Annotated in this window: 19 protein-coding genes; 10 read left to right on the top strand and 9 right to left on the bottom strand. The window is 71.2% G+C overall.

From position 1 onward, the window contains the following. Nucleotides 1-17: 17 nt before the first annotated feature. The 3 genes from LXN57_RS33055 to LXN57_RS33045 form a co-directional block, all read right to left on the bottom strand. Nucleotides 18-695, bottom strand: coding sequence for a DUF899 domain-containing protein (locus LXN57_RS33055; RefSeq protein WP_251802137.1), 678 nt, complete (start codon nt 693-695; stop codon nt 18-20). Nucleotides 696-786: 91 nt separating this feature from the next. Continuing rightward, nucleotides 787-1,968: an SGNH/GDSL hydrolase family protein gene (locus tag LXN57_RS33050; RefSeq protein ID WP_251802135.1), complete on the bottom strand. Its 1,182-nt coding sequence runs from the start codon at nt 1,966-1,968 to the stop codon at nt 787-789. 84 nt (nt 1,969-2,052) lie between these two features. Then, complete coding sequence (locus LXN57_RS33045) at nt 2,053-2,892, bottom strand: fumarylacetoacetate hydrolase family protein (protein ID WP_251802133.1); 840 nt, start codon at nt 2,890-2,892, stop codon at nt 2,053-2,055. A 76-nt stretch (nt 2,893-2,968) separates the two neighbouring features. Between LXN57_RS33045 and LXN57_RS33040 the strand changes: the two genes are divergently transcribed. The 5 genes from LXN57_RS33040 to LXN57_RS33020 all read left to right on the top strand — a co-directional run bounded on the left by LXN57_RS33040 (nt 2,969) and on the right by LXN57_RS33020 (nt 9,902). Continuing rightward, a complete protein-coding gene (locus tag LXN57_RS33040; protein WP_251802132.1) occupies nt 2,969-3,739 on the top strand; it encodes an IclR family transcriptional regulator in 771 nt (256 codons plus the stop codon). 139 nt (nt 3,740-3,878) lie between these two features. Beyond that, nucleotides 3,879-5,309: an extracellular solute-binding protein gene (locus tag LXN57_RS33035; RefSeq protein ID WP_251802131.1), complete on the top strand. Its 1,431-nt coding sequence runs from the start codon at nt 3,879-3,881 to the stop codon at nt 5,307-5,309. Nucleotides 5,310-5,335: 26 nt separating this feature from the next. Beyond that, entirely contained in the window at nt 5,336-7,306 is a 1,971-nt protein-coding gene (locus LXN57_RS33030) for an ABC transporter permease (RefSeq protein ID WP_251802130.1), read from the top strand. Between the two features lie 83 nt (nt 7,307-7,389). Beyond that, nucleotides 7,390-8,391 carry an NAD(P)H-dependent glycerol-3-phosphate dehydrogenase gene (locus tag LXN57_RS33025; protein ID WP_251802128.1) on the top strand — a complete coding sequence of 334 codons (1,002 nt, stop codon included), beginning with the start codon at nt 7,390-7,392 and terminating at the stop codon, nt 8,389-8,391. Between the two features lie 14 nt (nt 8,392-8,405). Next, the gene (locus LXN57_RS33020) at nt 8,406-9,902 is read left to right on the top strand and encodes an ATP-binding protein (protein WP_251802127.1); all 1,497 of its coding nucleotides are present in this window, start codon (nt 8,406-8,408) and stop codon (nt 9,900-9,902) included. A 206-nt stretch (nt 9,903-10,108) separates the two neighbouring features. Here the strand turns inward: LXN57_RS33020 and LXN57_RS33015 are convergent, their stop codons facing one another. Continuing rightward, the gene (locus LXN57_RS33015; protein WP_251802126.1) at nt 10,109-10,621 is read right to left on the bottom strand and encodes a hypothetical protein; all 513 of its coding nucleotides are present in this window, start codon (nt 10,619-10,621) and stop codon (nt 10,109-10,111) included. Between the two features lie 113 nt (nt 10,622-10,734). Between LXN57_RS33015 and LXN57_RS33010 the strand changes: the two genes are divergently transcribed. Both LXN57_RS33010 and LXN57_RS33005 read left to right on the top strand, forming a co-directional pair. After that, complete coding sequence (locus LXN57_RS33010) at nt 10,735-11,481, top strand: class I SAM-dependent methyltransferase (protein WP_251802123.1); 747 nt, start codon at nt 10,735-10,737, stop codon at nt 11,479-11,481. A gap of 44 nt (nt 11,482-11,525) precedes the next feature. Next, on the top strand, nt 11,526-13,241 hold the full coding sequence (locus LXN57_RS33005) for an MOSC and FAD-binding oxidoreductase domain-containing protein (RefSeq protein WP_251802122.1): 1,716 nt from the start codon (nt 11,526-11,528) through the stop codon (nt 13,239-13,241). Nucleotides 13,242-13,278: 37 nt separating this feature from the next. Here LXN57_RS33005 and LXN57_RS33000 read toward each other — a convergent pair whose 3' ends face one another. The 3 genes from LXN57_RS33000 to LXN57_RS32990 are packed head-to-tail and all read right to left on the bottom strand — an operon-like array spanning nt 13,279 to nt 15,750. Continuing rightward, the gene (locus LXN57_RS33000; RefSeq protein WP_251802121.1) at nt 13,279-13,713 is read right to left on the bottom strand and encodes a hypothetical protein; all 435 of its coding nucleotides are present in this window, start codon (nt 13,711-13,713) and stop codon (nt 13,279-13,281) included. 35 nt (nt 13,714-13,748) lie between these two features. Beyond that, a complete protein-coding gene (locus tag LXN57_RS32995) occupies nt 13,749-15,077 on the bottom strand; it encodes a HAMP domain-containing sensor histidine kinase (RefSeq protein WP_251802120.1) in 1,329 nt (442 codons plus the stop codon). Continuing rightward, nucleotides 15,070-15,750: a response regulator transcription factor gene (locus tag LXN57_RS32990; protein ID WP_251802118.1), complete on the bottom strand. Its 681-nt coding sequence runs from the start codon at nt 15,748-15,750 to the stop codon at nt 15,070-15,072. Before LXN57_RS32990 ends, LXN57_RS32995 begins: the two co-directional genes overlap by 8 nt. A gap of 72 nt (nt 15,751-15,822) precedes the next feature. Here LXN57_RS32990 and LXN57_RS32985 point away from each other — a divergent pair, with 72 nt between their 5' ends. Continuing rightward, nucleotides 15,823-16,341, top strand: a complete 519-nt coding sequence (locus LXN57_RS32985) for an HAD family hydrolase (RefSeq protein ID WP_251802116.1) — start codon at nt 15,823-15,825, stop codon at nt 16,339-16,341. Here the strand turns inward: LXN57_RS32985 and LXN57_RS32980 are convergent. After that, nucleotides 16,328-16,906, bottom strand: coding sequence for a DUF4352 domain-containing protein (locus tag LXN57_RS32980; protein WP_251802115.1), 579 nt, complete (start codon nt 16,904-16,906; stop codon nt 16,328-16,330). The two genes, LXN57_RS32985 and LXN57_RS32980, sit on opposite strands and share 14 nt — an antisense overlap. 157 nt (nt 16,907-17,063) lie before the next feature. Here LXN57_RS32980 and LXN57_RS32975 point away from each other — a divergent pair, with 157 nt between their 5' ends. Continuing rightward, nucleotides 17,064-19,037 (top strand): S9 family peptidase, encoded by a 1,974-nt coding sequence (locus LXN57_RS32975; RefSeq protein ID WP_251802113.1) that lies wholly within the window; start codon nt 17,064-17,066, stop codon nt 19,035-19,037. Here the strand turns inward: LXN57_RS32975 and LXN57_RS32970 are convergent. Continuing rightward, on the bottom strand, nt 19,034-19,954 hold the full coding sequence (locus LXN57_RS32970; protein ID WP_251802112.1) for an aldo/keto reductase: 921 nt from the start codon (nt 19,952-19,954) through the stop codon (nt 19,034-19,036). The genes LXN57_RS32975 and LXN57_RS32970 overlap by 4 nt on opposite strands. A gap of 59 nt (nt 19,955-20,013) precedes the next feature. On the opposite strand from LXN57_RS32970, the gene LXN57_RS32965 reads away from it, so the two are divergent. Beyond that, nucleotides 20,014-22,044, top strand: a complete 2,031-nt coding sequence (locus LXN57_RS32965; RefSeq protein WP_251802111.1) for a S9 family peptidase — start codon at nt 20,014-20,016, stop codon at nt 22,042-22,044. Nucleotides 22,045-22,060: the final 16 nt, after the last annotated feature.

Here is a 22,060-nt window from a genome sequence, read left to right as displayed (position 1 = left end):
GAGCTCGCCCGGATGGTTCAGGACGCGGGGCCGTACAGCCGGGCGACGTCGGGGGAGTCGAGCCAGCCGCTGTAGGCCGGTGCCTGCGGCCACCCCTCGGGAGAGTCCTGCCACTCCTCCTGGCGCCCGTACGGCAACGTGTCGACCAGGGCGAACGTGTGGGTGAGCTGCTCGACGCCGCGACCGCTGGTGTGCCAGGTGCGATAGACGGTCTCGCCGTCGCGCAGGAAGACGTTGAGCGCGAACCCGCCGCCGGGAGGCGCGTCGACGTCGGCCCCGAACGGGCTGTCCGCGGTGGAGTACCACGTCATCGTGTTGCCGACCCGGGCGGCGTAGGCGAGCGCGTCCTCGATGGGGCCCTGGGTGACGACCACAAATCGCGCGTCGTAGTTGTCGAGGAAGCCCAGCCGGGTGAAGACCGAGGTGAAGCTGGTGCAGCCGCCGCACTGCCACTCGGCGCCCGGGTTCCACATGTGGTTGTAGACGATCAACTGCGACCGGCCGTCGAAGATGTCGGCCAGCCGGACCGGACCCTCGGCCCCGACCAGGGTGTATTCGGGCAGGCGAATCATGGGCAGCCGCCGCCTCCGCGCGGCGATCGCGTCGAGTTCGCGGGTGGCTGCCTTCTCACGTGCCCGCAGCGCGGCCAGTTCCTCGCGCCAGGTCGCCAGATCGACAACGGGTGGCATAGCCATGATCGACGTCTCCTTCTCGGTGAGTTCGCTCGGTAGTCGTCAGACTCACTGTGCCGCTCGAACTCATCGGTGATCCGCGGATCGGCGTGTCCTACCGGCCGGCGTTGGTGACGTACGGGTCGTCGGACAGCCAGGCGGTCACGACGCGGGTGCGCGTCTCGTAGCGCGCCTGGACGAGCACCCGGACGATCCTGGTGATCCTCCGGGTCTCGTAGTGCGCCTTCACCCACGTGCGCGCCCTGGGCTTGACGGTCCCGGTCGCGTACCGGCCGGCGACCCACACCTTGGCGGCGCCGGTGATCTTCCTGGTGGTGTAGTGCGCCGGGACGTGCACCCGGTAGCTTTGGGTGACGGTGCCGGGCCGCTGCCACCCGGTGGGGCGCCTGGTCCAGCGGCTGCAGGCGGCGCGCCAGGTCTTCCTGCCGGCCACGGTCTGGTTGATCCGGAAGCACAGTGTGGTGGCGGTGACCGCGTACGGGTTGCTGCCGGCGGGCCAGGTGTCGCCGCCCGGGTAAACCGTGGCCATGGCCCGGTAGAGGTTGTAGGCCATCTTGGCGTAGCCGTCGTCGTTGGGGTGCAGACTGTCGAACTCCGACAGCCCCCCGATCGACGACTGGTCGACCAGGTACACCTTGGCGTCCTTGCCGGCCAGGATGCCGGGGATCCGCTCGTTGTAGGCCGCGATCCGGCTCCGGTACGGCTCGACGTGGCCCTGGACGAGCTGCTGCACGAAGATGTCGGCGTCCGGCCGGCCGGCGCGGATCTGGTCGATCAGCGCGGACAGCTGGGCGGCCGAGGCGCTGACGCTCCGGTTCTGGGCCATGTCGTTGGTGCCGAGGTGCAGCAGGACGACGTCCGGCCGGTAGGCGGCCAGCCAGCCGTCGACGTTCGCGGCGATCTGGTCGATGCGCCAGCCCGGGTGGCCCTCGTTGTCGCGATCCGACCCCTGCGGTCCGGCCTGCTGGGAGCCGACGAAGTCCACGTCCAGGCCCGCGGCTTCGAGCCGTTTCTGCAGGTCGATGCGGTAGCCGCTGGCCGTGGTCGCGCCGGTCCGGTTGCCGACCCGGGAGTCCGCCGACCCGCTGCCCCAGGTGATCGAGTCACCCAACGGCATGACCTTCAGCGGCGCGTACGCCGGATCGGCCGCACCCGGCACAGCAGCAGCCACGGAATCCGGCCCGGCGGTAGCGGCAACCGGCCCCGACAGCGCGGCCAGGACCGCGACGACGGTGAGAGTGAGGCCGCCGAGGCGGCCGGCGATGCGGATCGTCACACCGAAGCCATCGGCCCGTGCGGGTGCGCACCCGGTCATCCCGCGGGTGCAGCACGGGTGCCTTGCCTCGTTTCAGACGCCGCGTCAGCCGTCCTTTCCGACGGCGATGACGGGGTTGGTCAGGGTTCCCAGGGCCGGGGACGTGATCTCGATGGTGTCGCCCGGTTGGGTGGTGAAGCCGGCGTCCGGGACGACGCCGGTTCCGGTCAGCAGCACCGCGCCGGCCGGGAAGGTCAGCGCCCGGAACAGCCAGCCGGCCAGGTCTTCGAAGCTGCGGGCCATCGACGACGTCGAGGTCGTGCCGGCGTAGGCCTCCTTGCCCTCGCGCAGGATTCGCAGCCCGATCTCGAACGGGCCGGGAGGGATGGCCCAGCTCGGCACGATGGCCGGGCCCAGGGCGCAGGAGCGGTCGTAGATCTTCGCCTGGGGCAGGTAGAGCGGGTTGTCGCCCTCGATCGAGCGGCTGCTCATGTCGTTGCCGAGGGTGTAGCCGAAGATCTCGCCGGCCGAGTTGAGCACCAGGCCGATCTCGGCCTCGGGGACGTCCCAGCCGGAGTCGGCGCGGATGCCGACGGCGTCGCCGTCGCCGACCACCCGCCACGGGCTGGACTTGAGGAAGAGCTCGGGGCGGTCGCTGTCGTAGACGTCGTCGTAGAGGGAGCCGTGCCCGGACTCCTCCTTGCGGCCGTCGCGGCTGCGCAGGTACGTGACGCCGGCCGCCCACACCTCCTGGTGGTCGATGGGCGGGAGGGCGTCCCCGCCGGGTATGACGCGGGCGGCTGCCTCGAGCGCGGATCGGGCCTCGTCGAGCGGTCGGGCGAGCAGGTCGGCGAGGGTGATGCCGAGCTCACGCCATTCGCCGTCGGCGCGCACCGCCCAGCGCGACTCGTTGCCGTTCCGCAGGCGGTACAGGGACATCGACATCTGACCATCCTAGGTGTGTGAGGTGCGCAAACAGGCCGGAACGGGGACGCCCGGACGGCGCGGCTACGCTCTGGGAATGCCTCGTGCAGTACCGGCGGTCGTCCGCGCGCTCGACATCCTCGAACTGTTTCTCGAGCGCCCCCAGCTGTCGGCCCGCGACGTGATGGAGCGGCTCGACCTGCCCCGCACCACCGTCCACGAGCTGCTGGTCACGCTCGTCGACCGGTCTTATCTGATCTCTATGCCCGGTCAGCCGGTGCAGTACCGGCTCGGTATGCCGCTTTTTCAGCTCGGCGCAGCGTTCGCCGGCCGGCTCGATCTGGTCCGCGAGGCGCAGTCCGTCACGCGGGACGTGGCTGCCGCCTGCAACGAGGCGGTTCACGTGGCCGTGCTCGACGGCGCCGACGTCATCTACCTCGTCAAGGTCGACAGCACCCACCCCGTCCGGATGGTCTCGGCGGTCGGGCGGCGGCTGCCGGCCCACTGCACGGCGGTCGGCAAGGTGCTGCTGTCGGACCTGGACCGGGCGACCCTGGACGCCGTGCTGTCGAAGGGCGTGCTGCCGGGCATGACGCCGGAGAGCATCACCGACCCCGACCGCCTGCGCGAGCAACTCGAGCGCGTACGGGCCGAGGGTGTCGCCGTCGACGCCGGCGAGTCCGACACGGCGATGCGCTGCGTCGCCGCGGGGATCCGTGACCACCGCGGCGTCGTCATCGCCGGGATGAGCGTCTCGGCCCCGATCATCCGCTGGACCCCGCAGGCCCATGTGGAGTGGACCGAGCTCGTCCGCGAGGGGGCGGCCACGCTGTCGGCCCGGATGGGCTGGTCGGCGCCGCCCCGATAGCCCGCTTGCCGCTCCGGGCCAGAAACCGCTTCGAAACATTGACACCCCTCACGGTCCTGCTCTAGCGTCGCGTCCACTCCATACGATATCTCGAACAGAGTTCGGTATTTCGAACGGCGCGAGTCAAGGAGGCGACACTGTGGGGGGCAACATTTTGCGGACCCGGCGCGATTTTCTGGGAATGGGTGTAGGGGTGCTCGGCGCGGCCGGCCTGGCCGCTTGCGGCGGCACCTCCTCATCGTCCACCTCCGTGCAGCCGGAGGTTCCGAAGGATCTGCTCGACGCCGCGGCGTCGTTGAAGGGCACCTCGATGGGGCTGCTGTCGCAGAAGCTGTACTCGACGGCGGCCAACGACGCGCTCGACAGCTCGATCAAGAAGTTCGCCGAGGCGACCGGCTCGAAGATCGAGAACAGTCTGGTCCAGGCCGACGCGGGGGACGTGGTCGCCAAGATCGACGCCGAGGTCAAGGGCGGCGTGGCGCGTGACATGGCCTTCATGACCGACTCGCGGTTCATCGCGCAGTTCCATGCGCTGGGCGACCTCGAGGACGTGACGGACGTCGTCGAGGCGCTGACGGCCAAGTACGGCGAGCCCTGCGCGGAGGCCAAGAACTTCTGCGTCTTCGACGGCAAGTGGTACGCGATTCCCTACCACTTCATCGGGATCGGGTCGTTCCTGCGCAAGGACTGGATGCAGGAGAAGGGCATCGCGCCCAAGGACGTCTACACCTGGGAGGAACTGCGCGACCTGTGCCTGGCGATCTCCGACCCGGGCAAGCGCCGGTACGGCTGGGGCATGACGGTCAACCGGTCCGGTGACGGCAACGGCATGATCGAGGCGCTGATCAACTCGTACGGCGGGGCGATCGCCGCCAACGACGGCCGGAAGGTCACCTTCGACTCGCCCGAGACGGTGCAGGCGGTGGCGTTCCTGGGCGACATCTACACCAACCCCAAGTACAAGTCGATGCTGCCGCCCGGCGTGGCCAGCTGGACCGACACCACCAACAACGAGAACTGGCTGGCCGGCGTGCTCGGCTATACCCGCAACAGTTTCAGCGTCTACGCCGACTCCAAGACCAAGAAGAACCCGGTCTACGAGAACACGCACGTCTTCTCCGACTGCATCGGGCCCGCCACGGACAAGTCGCTGCTACTCGGCCAGTCGCAGGGCTTCACCGTCTTCAAGGGCGCCAAGAACGCCCCGCTGGCGAAGCTGCTGGCGCAATACCTGATCACCGCGCCGGCCCTGGTCGGGGTGTCGAAGGAGGCGCCCGGCCTGGTCATGCCGGCCTGGGAGAAGGTGTGGGACGCCGACCCGTACTTCACCAGCGGTGACCCGGCATTCGGCATGGTGCGCACGCTGTCGCAGCAGCCGCTGCCGCTGAAGACCAAGAACGGCCTGGAGTTCCCGCAGAAGGCCAGCGCCGGGCAGCAAGCCGTCGTCGCGGCCTACGTCCTCACCGACATGATGCAGCAGGTCGTGCAGGGAACAGCGCCCGCGCAGGCCGTGAAGGCCGCCCACGACAAGATGGTGCAGATCTTCAGCCAGCAGGGCCTGCCCCAGTGAGGACGGTTCGCCAAGGTCCGGCTCCGGTGAAGCGGGCGTCCCCGCCGCCGGGGCCGGGCTCCCTCACGCCGGCCCAGCGGCGGCTGGGACGTGACTGGCGGCTGTCGACGCTGTTCCTGGCGCCGACGGCCGTCCTCGTCGGGGTGCTCGTGCTCCTGCCGATCGGCCGGTCGATCATCACCAGCACCACGGAACGGCACGGCTCCGAGAGCGTGTTCGTCGGCCTGGACAACTATTCCGCGCTGATCGGCGACGACCAGTTCCGTACGGGTGTCATCAACTCGTTCGTCTTCACCACGTACGCGGAGATCTTCAAGGTCGTGCTCGGGCTGGCGGCGGCTCTGCTGCTGCACAACCAGCGTCGTGGCCGGGCCCTGCTGACCGGGCTGCTGCTCGTGCCGTGGGTGGTGCCGACGGTCGTGACGGCCTTCAGCTGGCGCTCGCTGCTCGACCCGATTTTCGGCAGCGTCAACACGCTGCTCGGCGCCTCGGGCATCGGACAGCTGCTGGCGTCGGCGCACCTGATCGACAGCTGGCCCGCGGGCTGGTTGTCCGACACGTCGCTGGCGATGCCGTCGGTGATCCTGGTCAACGTCTGGAAGGGCGTGCCGTTCTTCACGATCTGCTTCCTCGCCGGCCTCAAGGCCATCCCGAGCGACCAGTACGAGGCGGCGACGATCGACGGCGCCTCGGCCTGGCAGCGGTTCGTGCACGTGACGCTGCCCGGACTGCGGCACGTGATCACGGTGACCGTGACCCTGTCGTCGATCTGGACGTTCAACAACTTCGACCTCATCTGGCTGCTGACCCAGGGCGGGCCGGGCGACGTGACGGCGCCCTACGTGCTCGTCGCCTACTCCAAGGCCATCCTGCAGCTCCAGTTCGGCGCCGGGGCGGCGGTCACGCTGGTCATGCTGCCGATCATCGGCGGGCTGGTGTTCTATCTGGTCCGGCTGCTGCGGCCGGATCTGGTCAACCGGCCCTACCGACCACCCGGAGCCCTGCGCAAGGCGCTGCCGTGGGTCTTCACGACGCTGGTCACCATCGCGCTGGCCTGGGCTTCGCCGCAGATCTTCTGGAAGGCGGCCGTGCTGCTCGGCGTGCTCCTGCTGATCGCGGCCGGGGTCGGTCGCGTGGTCTCCGGGATTCAGGCGCGGGGTGGACGCCGTACGTCGTCGGCGGTGTCCAATGTGGGCCGCAGTGTCGCGACGTTCGGATTGCTGGCGTTCGTGCTGGGCCCGATGTACTGGATCGCCGTCACGGCCTTCAAGACCGAGGGTCAGGTCGTCACCCGCGTCAACGACCTGTGGCCGACCCCGTGGACCCTCGAGCAGTTCACCGCCCTGTTCACCAACCAGCCCTTCGGGCGCTGGTACCTCAACACCATCCTGGTGTCCGCAGCGTCCACTGTGGTCGCTCTGATCTGCGCGGTGCTGGCCGGGTACGCCTTGGCCCGCCTACGTTTCCGCGGGGCGCAGGGTTTCACCGTCACGGTGCTGCTCACCTACGTGATGCCCGGGGCGCTGCTGTTCATCCCGCTGTACCAGCTGCTCATCGAGGTGCGGCTCACCGACTCGTTGTGGTCGCTCGTGGTGACGTACCCGACCTTCACCATCCCGTTCGCCACCTGGCTGCTGGCCGGCTACTTCTCGTCGATCCCGGCCGAGTTGGAGGAGGCCGCGCTGGTCGACGGCTGCTCCCGCGTCCAGGCGTTCGGTCGGGTCGTGCTGCCCCTGGCCAAGCCGGGCCTGCTGGCGGTCGCGCTGTTCACCCTGACCAACGCCTGGAACGAGTTCCTGTTCGCCTTCGTCTTCATCACCAAGGACGAGTTCAAGACGCTGCCCGTGGGGATGCAGTCCATGATCGCCGGGGATGTCGTGCCCCAGGGTCAGCTCGCCGCGGCGTCGCTGCTCGTCAGCATCCCGGTCGTCGTCATGTACGCGTTCGGCCAGCGCTTCCTGACCGAGGGCCTCACCGCGGGCGCCGTGAAGGGCTGACCGGCACCCACCAGGGGGCCGGCCACCGTATTCTCGACTCGCACCCGGTGGCCTCACGCTGGGCAGGCCGGAAGAGGGAAACCATGCGGATCACCGTGCTGGGCGCGGGTTCTTGGGGTACGACGGTCGCGTCCGTCCTGACCCGGCGGGACCACGAATCGCTGATCTGGGCGCGCAGCGCGGCCGCGGCGGACGAGATCAACGCCAAGCACACCAACGATCGGTACCTGGAAGGGTTTCCGCTCCCGGACCGGCTTCGGGCCACCGCCGACCTCGCCGAGGCGGCCGCGCACGCCGAGTTGCTCGTGGTCGGCGTGCCCACGGGAGCGTTCCGCGCCACTCTGGAGCAGGTGCGGCCGAACCTGCATCCGTGGATCCCGGTCGTGAGCCTCAGCAAGGGACTCGAGCGCGACTCGCTGCTGCGGATGACCGAAGTGATCAAGGACGTGCTGCCGGGCCATCCGGCCGCCGCCCTCACCGGGCCCAATCTGGCCAAGGAAATCATGGCGGGCATGGCGGCGGCCACCGTCATCGCCACGGAGGACCTCACCGTCGCCGCGGAGATCCAGCGGGTGTTCCGCCGCGGCCTGCTTCGCGTGTACACCAACCACGACGTGATCGGCTGCGAGATCGGCGGGGCCCTGAAGAACGTCGTGGCGATCGCCACCGGCATCGCCCAGGGCCTCGGCGTCGGCGACAACACCCGGGCCGGGGTGATCAGCCGCGGGCTCGCCGAGCTGAGCACGCTGGCGGTCGCGATGGGCGGCGAGCCGAGCACGCTGGCCGGCCTGGCCGGGATGGGCGACCTGGTGGCGACGTGCATCAGTCCGCACAGCCGCAACCGGTACGTCGGCGAGCAACTCGGCCGCGGGCGCAGCCTGGACGACATCCTCGCCGAGATGGGCCAGGTCGCCGAGGGCGTCAAGACCGTGCACGCCGCGGTCCAGCTGGCCGACCGCTTCGACCTGGCCATGCCCATCACCCGCACGATCCACCGCGTCATCACCGGCGACATCACCGCCGAACACGCCTACGACGGCCTGCTGCGCACCCACCCGGCCGGCCACGAGTCCGAGCCCGGCTGATCCCCGATCAGGTTTTGGCAGACTGGCCCGAAGTAAGATGCGATCTAGCTTCGGGGGCGCCGATGTTCGTGGGCCGGCGTGCGGAACTCGATCTGCTGACCAAGAACCTCGAGCGCATCCAGCGAACGGGCGAGGGCCGTTCCGTCGCCATCCGCGGGCGCCGGCAGGTCGGAAAGTCGCGACTTGTCCAAGAACTCTGCGACCGCTCGGGTCTGCCCTATTGCTTCTACACCGCCGTCAAAGGCGCGTCGAGCACTGAGTCCGCCGGTCAATTCCTCGGCGCCCTGCGCGATTCGCCGCTGCTCACCCCGGCCGGCCGCGACCTCTTACCGTCTCAGCCCCCGTCAGGCAGCTGGGGAGACATGCTGCGCGTCCTGGCCGGAGTGCTTCCCGACACCCCGAGCATAGTTGTGCTCGACGAGATGCCCTGGATCTCTGAGCAGGACGCGACCTTCGGCGGGCATCTGCAGGTCACCTGGGACCGGCTCCTTTCCCGAAAGCCCGTTCTGCTGCTGTTGCTCGGCAGCGACCTGCATATGATGCAGCGTTTCACCGAATACGACCGGCCGTTCTACGGCCGGGCCGCCAACATGATCCTCGGTCCCTTCAATCTTGCTGAAACTGCTGCCGTGACCGGACTGAGCGGTGCGGACGCCATCGATGCCCACCTGATCACCGGTGGATTACCGGGCATCTGTCTGGAATGGTCGCCAGGAGCCCTCCCGGGCGATTTCCTGACTGCGGAGATCGCCAACAAGACCTCGGCGTTGTTCACCGTTCCCGAGCAGTCCTTGGCATCCGAGTTCCCCGCCCCTGACACCGCGAAGCGCGTTCTGGAAGCGGTCGGTGGGACCGGTGGCCGCACATTCAGCAACATCGCTGCGGCCGCCGGTGACCGTGCGGGGCCGGTCAGCTCGGGCACGCTCTCCCCCTTGCTGCACCGTCTCGTCGACGACAAGCAGATCCTCGCCGTCGACCGGCCGCTGTCCACGAAGCCCAGCAAACTGGCCCAGTACCGGATCGCCGACAGCAACCTGCGGCTGTACCTGGCCATCCTGCGCGACGTCCATCAACTGGTCCTCCGCGACCGGACGGCAGCTGCCCGCACCACGCTCGAGGCCCGCTGGTCGTCGTGGCGCGGGAACGCTGTGGAACCGATCATCCGCGATGCGCTCGCCATCGCCGCGGGCGACGGGCGACTGCCGTGGAGCGACACGTGGGAAGTCGGCGGCTGGTGGAACCGGCAAGCCAACCCGGAGATCGACCTGGTCGGAGCCGATCGTGCCCCGATCGCATCCCGTATCGCGTTCGCCGGTTCGTTCAAATGGCAGGACGGGCCCTTCGACCGGCGCCACCTGGACGATCTGCAACGGCACGCTCCGCTGATTCCGGGATTCGAACCCGGCGTCAGCGGCCTCGTCGTCGTCAGCCGCTCGGGAGCCGACCTTCCTGTCGGAGCGGTGGATCTGGTCTGGGGACCCGACGACATAGTCCAGGCGTGGTCGGCCTGACCCGTCGGGGGCGGCGGCCCGGAGTGATGAGGCCGTTCTCGGCCTCGCCGACCACCGACATGTCGGGCTGGGAGTCGAGGATCGCGTGGATCCCGGCGTCCTGCTGGCGCTCGTGGTCGGCCTGTGCGCCTGGGCGGTCGAAGGGGTGGAGCGGGAGAACTTCCCGCTCGACGCGTTCCCGAGCTGACGCGGTGGGACGGGCCCGGTCAGTGGGTGACCGCGGCGACGTACTTGTCGGTGGGCAACGTGGACGGGGTCAGGCGTGGCTCGGGTGCGGGCGGGGCGTCGGCGGTGGGCTCGGGCGGGGTGGCCGCCGGCGCCGGTTGCTGGCGGGCCAGCAGGCCCTTGCCGAGCGCGGCCAGCGTCGTCACGGTGGCGACGTTGAGGGCTGTGCCCCAGTCGAACGCGGTGATGTCGAAGACGGTGGCGGCCGCGACCGAGGCGGCCAGTGAACCCAGGAATGTCTTGCCCATGCGCACGATCAGGTCGGGCCAGAAAGTCAGGTCGGTCCTCTTGGCCAGGTATTGCAGCGCCGTGAGGATGACCGAGGAGACCGCCGCGCTGAAGGCCAGCGTCAGGGCGTACGCCCAGGGAAGGGTGGCCACCGAGACGGCCGTGCCCCCGGCGAGCAGCGTCGCGAAGAAGATCTCACCGGCCGACCAGCCCGCCCTCTCGAGGAAGTCGAGCAGGACCGCGCGCCATTTCTCAGTCGTCCACACCGTCCACAGAGTCCTCGCGCCGGGGCGTCACCACAAGGGCTGCACGGCGAACGTCGTGCCGATGCCCAGGCCGGCCAGGGCTGGCGCCGGCACGGACCCGGTACGGTGCCACCATGTCTGACAGCGCGTATTTCGATCAGTGGTACGCGGACATGGCCTCGCCCGCTCGGGACGCGATCATCGCCCGTGCCATGGGGTTGCCGGCGGAACTGGGGGACGCGGGCACCCTTTCCTGGCCGGGCATCGGCGAGCTGACCCGGGAATTGCGCCTGGCGCCGGGTGGCCTGCTGTTCGACATCGCCTGCGGGCGGGGCGGGTACGGCGTCGAGGTCGCCCGACGGACCGGCGCACGCGTGGCCGGGGTGGATTTCTCAGCCGTGGCCATCGAACGCGCGAAACAGAACGGCGCACGCCGGCTGCCCGCCGGGCGGGGCCAGTTCCAGACGGGGACTCTTCTGGCGACGGGCCTGCCCACGGCCGCCGCGGACGGCCTGATGTGTGTGGACGCCGTGCAATTCGCCGAACCACCGCTCGCCGCGCTGCTCGAGTTCCGCCGGCTGCTGAGGCCCGGCGGTCGACTCGCCATGACCTGCTGGGAAGCCATCGACCCGTCGGACGAGCGCGTCCCGCCGCGGATTCGTGCGGTGGATCTGCGGCGAGACCTGACGAAGGCCGGCTTCCTCGGGGTGGAGGTGCAAGAGAAGCCCGAATGGCGCGAGGTTGAGCGAGCGATGTGGGAAGACGCGGTGGCGGCGGATGCCTCGGACCCGGCGGTGAGGTCGCTCCAGGCCGAGGGACGGCGCTCGCTGGCGACGTTCGACTCGCTTCGCCGCGTGTTCGCCACCGCCGGCGCGCCCTGAACCAAGGCGGCGCCGGTGCCTCGACCGGGTGGGAACATGAGGGGATGGCGACGCTTCGCTCGGTCAATGTCGGATTGCCCAAGGATGTGCTGTGGCGCGGGCGCACTGTGCACACCGGGATCTGGAAGGCGCCGGTCGACGGGGCGGTCATGGCGCGTCGTCTCAACCTCGACGGGGACGGGCAGGGGGATCTGGGCGGGCACGGCGGTGAGATGCGGGCCGTGTTCGTGTATCAGCTCGACTCGTACCGGTATTGGCAGCAGTTTCTGAGCCGGGACGATTTTGTGCCGGGACAGTTCGGCGAGAACTTCACGGTCGACGGGCTGGCCGACGACGAGGTGCGGGTGGGCGACCGCTACCGGATCGGTGGCGCGCTGTTCGAGGTGACCCAGCCCCGGGTCACCTGCTATCGCGTCGGCATCCGGATGGACGATCCGCGGATGCCGGCCCTGCTCGTGCAGCACCACCGGCCCGGCTTCTACTTCCGGGTGCTGAGCGAGGGCGAGGTGCGCGCGGGCGACGACATCGTCAAGGTCGCCGACGGTCCCGAAGCGCTCACCGTGGCCGAGGTCGACGCTCTGCTCTACCTGCCCGGCCATTCCCGGGAGCGGATCGAGCAGGCGTTGCGCATCCCCGCGCTCAGCCCGGGCTGGCAGGGCTCGTTCCGGGCGATGCTCGACGAGCCGGCGTCCTCGAGCGGCAACGCGGGTCTGGTCGCGGCCTCGCCCCCGCCGGCCTGGGCCGGGTTCCGGCCGCTGCGGGTGACCGCTGTCGAACCGGAGAGTTCGACGATCGCCTCGATCCGGCTGGCCGACCCGGACGGCACGGCGTTGCCCGCGGCCCTGCCGGGCCAGTTCCTCACCGTACGGTTGAAGTCCGGCCTGGTACGCAGCTACTCGCTCTCCGGCGCGCCGGGCGGCCCCGAATACCGCATCAGCGTCAAGCAGGAGCCGCACGGCCGGGCCAGCGCCTACCTGCACACCGGCGTCCGCTCGGGCGACCTGATCGACGCGGCCGCACCCCGCGGCACGTTCGTGCTGACCCCGGGCGACGGGCCGGTCCTGCTGGTCAGCGCCGGCGTCGGGGCGACCCCGGTGCTGGCCATACTGCACGCGCTGGCCGACCAGGCGTCGACCCGGGAGGTGTGGTGGGTGCAGGCCGCGCGCAACGGCGGGGAGCAGCCCTTCGCGGCCGAGGCGAGGGCCCTGCTGGCCCGGTTGCCGAACGCCCACTCGTACGTCTGCTTCAGCCACCCGCGCCCGCAGGAGCCCGGCGATTACGACTTCGCCGGCCGCTTGTCGGCCGGCTCGCTGCACGCCCTGAACCTGCCGCAGGACGGCGACGCCTACGTGTGCGGCCCCGCCGGCTTCCTCAGCGACGTGACCGCCGCTCTCGCCGGCTGCCGCGTCCACACCGAGATCTTCGGTGCGGCGCCCGGCCTGACCCCCGGCATCGAGGCGAAGCCCACCCGCCCACCGCACCCGCCGGCGGGCGAGCCGGGCACCGGCCCCGCGGTGTCCTTCGCCCGCAGCGACCTGACCGTGCCCTGGCCGCGGGAATCGGCCAGCCTGCTCGACCTGGCCGAGGCGTGCGACGTCCCGGTCCGCTGGTCGTGCCGTGTCGGCGTCTGCCACAACTGCGAATCCGGCCTGTTGTCGGGCGAGGTCACCTACACCACCGACCCGGTCGACCCGCCGGCCGAGGGCAACGTGCTGATCTGCTCGACCCGCCCGGAGGGCGACATCGTGCTGGACCTGTAGATCGTCCCCTTCTCTCCTGTCCGCGACCTGGACGCCCTCAAGGCTTGACGACGACCAGGCGGGCGACGGTCGCGCTGCCGTCCTCGGCGCCGGCCACGCCGACCTCGGCGCCGGTCTTCAGGGTGCCGCGCAGCCGCAACTTGTCGCCCTTGGTCCAGGTCAGGGTGAAGCCGTCGGTGGACTTCACGCTCAGGGTCTTGTCGTCGGTGGCGGTGACCGTGCCGCGCTGCACGACGAGGGTGCGGGTGCCCTGTTTGCCGGTCACGACGACCTCGCCGTGCAGGGTGTTCTTGCGCAGGTAGGCCCGGGCCGGCTTGGCGCCGGCCTGCTGGTCACCCTCGAGCGCGGCCAGGGCGTACGTGTCGTCGGCGGCGTCGGCCGGGGTGGCGACGGCCGCCCCGACGGCGACCGCGGCCACCACGCCGGTCACGCCCAGAGCGGTCAGGGTCAATGTCATGCGGGTACGTGTCATGACTGGAAGCCTCGACCCGGCGTACGCGGAACGGGTCAGGGTTTTGTTCGGGCTGTGTAAGGCAGCGTCACCGTGAACATCGCGCCGCCCTCGGGGGCGTGCCCGGCCGCGATCGTGCCGCCCAGCCGGGTCACCAGGCGCGCGGCCAGAGCCAGGCCGAGCCCGCTGCCGGTCGGGCGTTCGTGGCGGTAACGCTGCCGCAGCGCGCCCCGCTCGAAGGCCACCCCGAGGTCCTCGTCGGTGAAGCCGGGCCCGCCGTCACGCACCTCGACCACGCCGCCCTGCTCGCCCGCGCGGACCGCCAGCACCAGCGGCGTCCCGGCCGGAACGACCCGCAGCGCGTTCTCGCACAGGCCGTCGATGACCTGCCGGATCCGGTCGGGGTCGGTGTCGACCAGCACCGGCTCGGCCGGCAGCTCGGCGCTCAACTGCGGCCCGTAGCGGGGCCGCCAGGCCTGCGCCGCCGCGTCGACCAGCTCGTTGAGGTCCACGGCGACGACGGTGACCGGCAGATCACCGGCCTCCAGCCGGGACAGGGCGAGCAGGTCGGAGATGAGCCGGTCGAGCCGCTGGGCCTCGCGCAGGATCGTGTCGCCACCCTCGGGCCCCTCGACAACTCCGTCGGCCAGAGCCTCGGCATAGCCGCGGATCGTGGCCAGCGGCGTACGCAGCTCGTGCGAGACCGACAGCAGGAACTCACGCTCCCGGCCCTCGCTGCGTTGCAGGGCCGCACCCAGCTGATTGAGGGCGGTCGCCAGCTCGGCCGCCTCGACCGGCGGGCGCACGGCCAGTCGCACCGACCGGTCCCCGGCCGACATCCGCCCGGCCGCGAGCGCCGCCTGCCGCAACGGACGGGCGATGAACCGGGCCAGCAGCGCGCCCGCGCCGATCCCGCCGGCCAGACCGGCCAGCAGGGCCACCCACACCCCGCCGAGCACCCGCGCGATCGTTCCCGAGGACGCGGCCCGGGTCAGCACGACCCCGGCGTCGTTGCCGCTCAACGGCCGCCCCGCGATGAACACGGACTCACCCCCGACCACGCCGCGGGTGTCCACCGTCGAGCCGGCCGCGATCTGCTCGAGCACCCGCGGCGGCAGGCCCGGCCGGTCGGCGACGCCGCGGCGGACCAGATAGACCGAGATGCCGTCGTCCCGCAGCCGCGCCACGATCCGCTGCCGCGCCGCGAACCGCTCGGTGGTGAGCAGCTCGACCGCGATCGCCGACTTGTCGGCCAGGTCGGCCCGGCCCGCGTTGTTGGCCGAGCGTACGGCGATGGGCAGCGCCACCAGCGCGGTCACGATCACCGAGATCACCGCGGTGGCCGCCGTGACCAGGACGGCCCGCCCGGTCAGCGTCCTAAGCATCGGCGGTGTACCCGACGCCGCGGACGGTGCGGATCAGACCGGCCGCGTCGCCGAGCTTGGCGCGCAGCTGGGCGACGTGCACGTCGACGGTGCGGGTGCCGGCGTGCGACGCGTAACCCCACACGCCGGCCAGCAGCTCCTCGCGGGTGAAGACCCGGCCGGGGCGGCGCAGCAGGTGCCCCAGCAGGTCGAACTCGGTGGGCGTGAGCACGAGCGGCCGGTCGGCGACGGTCACCGAGCGGCGCGCCGGGTCGAGCGAGACCGGGCCCAGGGTGCGTACGCGCTCGCCCTCACCGGGACCGGCCGCGCGCCGCAGCAGCGCCCGCACGCGGGCCACCAGCTCGCGCGGGCTGAACGGCTTGGTCAGATAGTCGTCGCCGCCCAGCTCGAGCCCGAGGATCCGGTCGACCTCGTCGTCGCGCGCGGTCAGGAACACGACCGGTGTCCAGTCCCCGTCCTCGCGCAGCCGCCGGCAGATCTCGGTGCCCTCCATCGACGGCAGCCCGATGTCGAGCACGCAGGCCACCGGCCGCATCCGCCGGGCCGCCGCCAGCCCCGCGGCGCCGTCGTGCTCGACGTTCACCCCGAAACCGTCCCGGCTCAGATAGAGCCGCAGCAGGTCGGCGATGGGCCGCTCGTCCTCGACGACCAGCACCAGCCCTTTCTCCGTCACCGGCCCATTCTGCCCGCTCGAAGCGGTCCGCGATGTTCGGGGAACGTATGGGCCTCGCGCTACTGTCCAGCGGTGGCGGCGTTCGATGCGGTAGTGACGGATCTCGACGGCACGGTCGTTCGAGCTGACGGCACGGTCAGCGACGCGACGCTGCTGGCCGCGCGCACCCTCGCCGAGCGAGGCGTGCCCTTGCTGGCCGCCACCGCCCGCACGCCCGCCGGGGTGACCGCGCTGGAAGAACTGGCGCCGCACCTGGCCTTCGCCGTCTGTTGCAGCGGCGCCGTCGGCTGGGTGCCCGGCGCTGCGACTCCCGCCTGGTGCGAGCGGTTGCCGCGCGACACGATGACCGATCTGATCGGCTTCCTGACCCGCGAGTTGCCCGCGGCCGCGATGGCGGCCTTCGACAACCGCCAGTGGCGCATGAACGCGGCCTACCAGGTCATGCGACCGAACACCCATCGGGGGCCGATCGCCGCCATGGCCGATGCCCCGGCCGAGGTCCTGGCGGCAGCGACCCACCGGACCGCGTCCGTCGAGGACGACGGCTTCGCCCGGACGTTGGAGAGCCTCGGCCTTCTCACGCCCGCGTGAGAGCGACCTGCACGCCGCCGGAGAGCGGGGAGTCGTGCAGCTCCAGGGTCGTCAGCTTGACCGTCCGGGGCACGTCGAAGACGAGCTTGCCGGTCACCCGCTCGCCGGGGTCGAGCTTCTCGAGGAACGTCTGGGTGTCGCGGTTGGCGTAGACCCCGGCGATGGTGTCGTCGCCGTAGGCGGTGCCGGTGGCGTCGTACGCCTTCTGGGCCTGACCCAGGAAGTAGCGGGCGGCGTCCGAGATGTTGCGGACCGACAGGCTGATCACGCAGTACCTGCCCTCGGCGGTGCGGGTGAGATGCTCGGGGCCGACCGTGGCGCGGGAGCAGTCGAGGCGCGAGACGACGAACTCGAACTTGCCGTCGCGGACCTTGTCGCCGAGGCCGGGCTGGGCGGGCCGGGTCGTGGGCGCAGTCCTGGTCGGCTCGGCTGCGGCGACCGGCTCCCCGCTGCCGAGTTGCTGCGCGGCGACGCCGGTGAGGAACAGCGCGACCACCGCGATGACCGCGAAGAGGGCAGCGAGCAGCGGGTTGAGCCGGAATCGAGGTCGAGGGTCGTGCGGCATCGGATCACTCCACGCGCCGGTGTGTCTACCCACTCACTGTGAGTCACCGGGCGCGGTCTGGCCACCGATTCGTCCGATTGGCGTCAGCCGTCACCCCGCCACGCCACCTCGATCGAGTGGTACCCGGCCGGGCCGCTGTCGGTGATAGAAAGGCCCGATGAGCGCAGCCGATCCTTTCACCGATCTCGACGCGTACGTCCGGGTGCCGCGACTGGCCGGGTTGTGGCTCTCGCCCGACGGGCGCCGGCTGGTCGTCGGCGTGGGCACGCCGGACAAGGACAATGCCCGCTACTCCACCGCTTTGTGGCAGGTCGACCCGGCGGGGGAGCAGCCCGCCCGGCGTCTGACCCGCAGCGTCAAAGGGGAGTCGGCGGCCGCGTTCACACCGGACGGCGACCTGCTGTTCACCTCGGCCCGGCCCGGGCACGACGGCGACGACGACAAGGACGCGAAGGCGGCGCTGTGGCTGCTGCCGGCCGCCGGCGGGGACGCGCGGGTGATCGCCAAGCTGCCCGGCGGTGTGCACGGTGTGCAGGCCGGACCGGACGGGACGCTGGTGGCCGGGTCCGCGGTGCTGCCCTCGGGTGACGACGCGGGGCGCGAGCGGCGCAAGAAGGCCGGGGTCTCGGCGATCCTGCACGAGGGCTACCCGGTGCGGTACTGGGATCACGACCTCGGGCCGGACCGGCCGCGGCTGTTCGCCGGATCGCTGCCCGATCCCGAGCTGACCGATGTTTCCGGGCATGCCGGGCGGGCGCTGGACACCGAGGGGGACTGGGAACTGACGCCCGACGGCCGCAGCGTGGTCGCGACGTGGCTCGTGTCCGAGGGCGGCGGGTCGGAGCGGTCGACGGTCGTGGTCATCGACCTGGCGTCCGGGGAACGCCGGCAGATCGCGGGCGACGACGCGAACGGCTACAACTCGCCGCGGGTGTCGCCGGACGGGTCGCGGGTGGCGATGCTCGTACGGCGGAAGTCCTCCGCGGACGACCCGGGCGACATCTGGCTGGCCCTGGTTCCGGTGGCGGGCGGGCCGGTGAAGGCTCTGGCCGCGGACTGGGACCGCTGGCCGCACAGTCCACGATGGACGGCGGACGGGGCCGCGCTGGTCGTGGCGGCCGACGACAACGGCCGTTCCCCGCTGTGGCGCGTGGACGCGGCGACCGGCGCGGTGACACGCCTGACGGACGACGACGGCGTCTACACCGACCCTCGGATGTCGCCGGACGGGCGTTACGTGTACGCGTTGCGAAGCACTGTCAGCAGCGCGCCGCACCCCGTGCGGGTGTCTCTGTCCACCTACGAGATCGAGCTTCTGCCCAGCCCGGCCCCCACTCTCGACGTACCGGGCCGTCTGGAGGAAGTGACGGCGCAAGCCGCCGACGGCAGCCCGCTGCGCGCGTGGCTCGCGTTGCCGCCCGGCACCGGCGAACCGGCGCCCCTGGTGCTGTGGATCCACGGTGGACCGTTGAGCTCGTACAACACCTGGTCGTGGCGGTGGAACCCGTGGCTGCTGGTGGCGCGCGGCTACGCCGTCCTGATGCCCGACCCGGCCCTGTCCACCGGCTACGGGCTCGACTTCATCAAGCGCGGCTGGGGAACGTGGGGCGACAAGCCGTACACCGACCTCATGACGATCACCGACGCCGCGCTCGAGCGCCCGGATCTGGACGCCACGCGCACCGCCGCCATGGGTGGCTCGTTCGGCGGCTACATGGCGAACTGGGTGGCCGGGCACACCGACCGCTTCGACGCGATCGTGACGCACGCTTCACTGTGGGCCCTCGACCAGATGATGACCACGACCGACCTGGCCTTCTACTGGCTGCGCGAGCTGACGCCGGAGCGGTTGGCCGAGCACTCGCCGAACCGCTTCGCCGACGCCGTCACCACGCCCATGCTGGTCATCCACGGCGACAAGGACTACCGCGTGCCGATCGGCGAGGGCCTGCGCCTGTGGTGGGACCTGCTGTTGCGATCCGAGGGCAGGCACAAGTTCCTGTACTACCCCGACGAGAACCACTGGATCCTCAAGCCCGGCAACGCCAAGGTCTGGTACGAGACGGTGCTCGCGTTCCTCGGCCACCACGTGCTCGGCGAGAAGTGGCAGCGGCCGGAACTGCTCGGCTAACTGGCCTCGTCGAGGCGGCGGCGCTGCCCGGGGTCGAGTTTCAGGTCGCGGGCGGCCAGCACCTCGTCGAGGCGTTCCGGCGTGCTGGCGCCCACGATCGGCCACACCGGCGGGTCGCCGCCCAGCAGCCAGGCCAGCACCACCTGGTTCGCGGTGGCGCCGAGCTCGGCGGCGACCTCGGTGAGCGCGGCGAGCCGCCGGTCGGTGCCGGGGTGCGCGTACGCCTCCTCGAGCGGCCGGTCCGGGCGGCCGTACCCGCCGTTGATCAGCGTGGAGTACGCCCACAGGTCCAGGCCGGCCGTCCGCACGTAGTCGAGGGTCTCCGGAAACACCTGCCGGTGCGCCGACGACTCGAGGGCGGCGCCCGGCCGCGGCTGAACGTAGGAATGGCGCAGCTGCAACGCCGTCCAGCTGTGCTCGGCAAGGCCGTGCGCCTGCTCGACGCGCCACGCGGGGGTGTTCGAGGCGCCCAGCCGCGCGGCGAGGCCCTCGGCGACCAGGTCGCTGAAGGCGCCGGCGGTCTCGGCGAGCGGCACCGAGCGATCCTCGACGTGTGCCCAGTACAAGTCGACGCGGTCGGTGCCCAGCCGTTGCAGGCTGCCCGTCAGCGCCGAGCGGATGACCGGCGCCGACAGCCCCTCCATGGCGTCCAGGCCGCGAGCCGGATCGGTCGGCTCGGCGCCCACCTTCGTGCTGATCAGCACCCGGTCGCGCACACCCGGCCGCGCGGCCAGCCAGCGGCCGATCACCTGCTCGCTCTGGCCACCGAACCCGGACGGGTGCAGCCAGAACGCGTAGTTGTTCGCGGTGTCGATCCACCGGCCGCCGCCCTCGACGAACCGGTCGAGCACCGCGAACGACTCCCGCTCGCCGATCCGCGTTCCGAACAGCATGGCCCCCAGCACGATCTCCGTCATGCCGGCGATGATGGTCCTTCGAGCGCGCTCGAAGTCAAGTCGGTGATACAAAGACGTGGATGAGCGCCGATGCCTTTCACGACCCCGACGCGTACGTTCGTCTGCCGCGACTGGCCGGGCTGTGGCTCTCGCCCGACGGGCGCCGGCTGGTCGTCGGCGTGGGAACGCCCGACCGCGAGGGCATCCGCTTTCGCACCGGGCTGTGGGAGGTCGACCCGGCCGGTCAGCGCCCGGCCCGGCAGCTGACGCGCAGCGACAAGGGCGAGTCGGGCGCCGGCTTCACCCCGGCCGGCGATCTGCTCTTCACCTCGGCCCGGCCCGCGCCGCCCGACTCTTCCGCGCCTGCGCCTTCCGAACTGTCGTGGACCGCGGCGGACGACGACGGCACGGCCGCGTTGTGGCTGCAGCCGGTGGCCGGCGGTGAGGCGTACGTCCTGGCGAAGTTGCCCGGCGGGATTCATGGGGTGCGGGTCAGCCCGGCGGGGACGCTCGTGGCGGGCTCGGCGGTGCTTTCCGCCGGCGACTCCGGACGGGAGCGGCGCAAGGCGGCGGGGGTCTCGGCGATCCTGCACGAGGAGTTCCCGGTGCGGTTCTGGGACCACGACCTCGGGCCGGACAGGCCGCGCCTGGTCGCCGGGTCGCTCGACGACGGCGTCCTGTCGCTCAGCGACGGCGACGTTCTGCGGGACGTGACCGGTCATGTCGGGCGGGCGCTGGACACCGGAGGGGACTGGGAGGTCACGCCGGACGGGCGCAAGGTGGTCGCCGCCTGGCAGGTGGCGGCGCCGGGCGGGGCGCAGCGCTCGGCCTTGGCAGTCATCGACGTCGCGACCGGCGAGCGGCGGATGCTCGCCGACGACCCCGGCTACGACTACGTGTCGCCGCGGGTGTCACCCGACGGCGCCCGGGTGGCTTTCGTCGTACGGCAGTGGTCCTCAGCGGACGACCCGGGCGGCATCCGGCTGGCGCTGGCGCCGCTCGACGGTGGACCGGTCACGTCGCTGACGACTGACTGGGACCGGTGGCCGCACAGCCCGCGCTGGACGCCGGACGGCACTGCGCTGATCGTGGCGGCCGACGACAACGGCCGCTGCCCGCTGTGGCGGGTGGAGGCCACGACCGGCGAGGTCACCCGGCTCACTGCCGACGACGCCGCGTACACCGATCCGCACGTGTCGCCGGACGGGCGCTGGGTCTACGCGTTGCGCAACACCATCGCGAGCCCGCCGCACCCGGTGCGGGTGTCGCTCGACTCCCACGAGGTTGAACTTCTGCCCAGTCCGGTGCCGGCGGTGCGCGTACCCGGGAACGTGGAAGAAGTGACAGCGCAAGCCGCCGACGGCACCCCGTTGCGCGCCTGGCTCGCGCTACCGACCGGCGCCGAAACGCCGGCGCCCCTGCTGTTGTGGGTCCACGGCGGCCCGCTCGCCTCCTGGAACATCTGGAAGTGGAACTCGAACCCGTGGCTGGCCGTAGCCCGCGGCTACGCCGTGCTGATGCCCGACCCGGCCCTGTCCACCGGCTACGGCGACGCTTTCCTGCGCCGCGGCTGGGGCGCCTGGGGCGAAACCCCGTACCACGACCTGATGGCCATGACCGACGCCGCGCTCACCCGCCCCGACCTCGACCCATCAAGGACGGCCACGGTGGGGGCCTCGTACGGCGGCTACATGGCAAATTGGATAGCCGGCCACACCACCCGCTTCGCCGCGATCGTCACCCACGCGTCGTTGTGGGCGCTCGACCAGATGATGACGACCACCGACCACCCGTACTACTGGCTGCGCGAAATGACCCCGGCCCGCCTCGAGGCCAACTCCCCGCACCACTTCGCCGACGCCATCACCACGCCCATGCTCGTCATCCACGGCGACAACGACTACCGCGTCCCGATCGGCGAGGCCCTGCGCCTGTGGTGGGACCTGCTGTCCCGCTCCTCGGACGGCCGCCACAAGTTCCTCTACTACCCCGACGAAGCCCACGGCGTGGCCAAGCCCGGCAACCTCGCCGTCTGGCATTCCACGATGCTGGCCTTCCTCGACCACCACGTACGCGGCGAGGATTGGCAACGCCCGCCCCTGCTGGGCTGAATGAAGCTGGAGCCGG

The sequence above is a fragment of the Paractinoplanes hotanensis genome, from assembly GCF_023717965.1.
Classification (GTDB): Bacteria; Actinomycetota; Actinomycetes; order Mycobacteriales; family Micromonosporaceae; genus Actinoplanes; species Actinoplanes polyasparticus.
This window is presented reverse-complemented; position numbering and strand designations above follow the sequence as displayed.

Excerpts from the sequence above, each read along its gene's own strand:
- LXN57_RS33055 (WP_251802137.1), bottom strand. The coding sequence starts at position 695 with ATGGCTATGCCACCCGTTGTCGATCTGGCGACCTGGCGCGAGGAACTG.
- LXN57_RS33045 (WP_251802133.1), bottom strand. The coding sequence starts at position 2,892 with ATGTCGATGTCCCTGTACCGCCTGCGGAACGGCAACGAGTCGCGCTGG.
- LXN57_RS33040 (WP_251802132.1), top strand. The coding sequence starts at position 2,969 with ATGCCTCGTGCAGTACCGGCGGTCGTCCGCGCGCTCGACATCCTCGAA.
- LXN57_RS33025 (WP_251802128.1), top strand. The coding sequence starts at position 7,390 with ATGCGGATCACCGTGCTGGGCGCGGGTTCTTGGGGTACGACGGTCGCG.
- LXN57_RS33010 (WP_251802123.1), top strand. The coding sequence starts at position 10,735 with ATGTCTGACAGCGCGTATTTCGATCAGTGGTACGCGGACATGGCCTCG.
- LXN57_RS33005 (WP_251802122.1), top strand. The coding sequence starts at position 11,526 with ATGGCGACGCTTCGCTCGGTCAATGTCGGATTGCCCAAGGATGTGCTG.
- LXN57_RS33000 (WP_251802121.1), bottom strand. The coding sequence starts at position 13,713 with ATGACACGTACCCGCATGACATTGACCCTGACCGCTCTGGGCGTGACC.
- LXN57_RS32995 (WP_251802120.1), bottom strand. The coding sequence starts at position 15,077 with ATGCTTAGGACGCTGACCGGGCGGGCCGTCCTGGTCACGGCGGCCACC.
- LXN57_RS32980 (WP_251802115.1), bottom strand. The coding sequence starts at position 16,906 with ATGCCGCACGACCCTCGACCTCGATTCCGGCTCAACCCGCTGCTCGCT.
- LXN57_RS32975 (WP_251802113.1), top strand. The coding sequence starts at position 17,064 with ATGAGCGCAGCCGATCCTTTCACCGATCTCGACGCGTACGTCCGGGTG.
- LXN57_RS32970 (WP_251802112.1), bottom strand. The coding sequence starts at position 19,954 with ATGACGGAGATCGTGCTGGGGGCCATGCTGTTCGGAACGCGGATCGGC.
- LXN57_RS32965 (WP_251802111.1), top strand. The coding sequence starts at position 20,014 with ATGAGCGCCGATGCCTTTCACGACCCCGACGCGTACGTTCGTCTGCCG.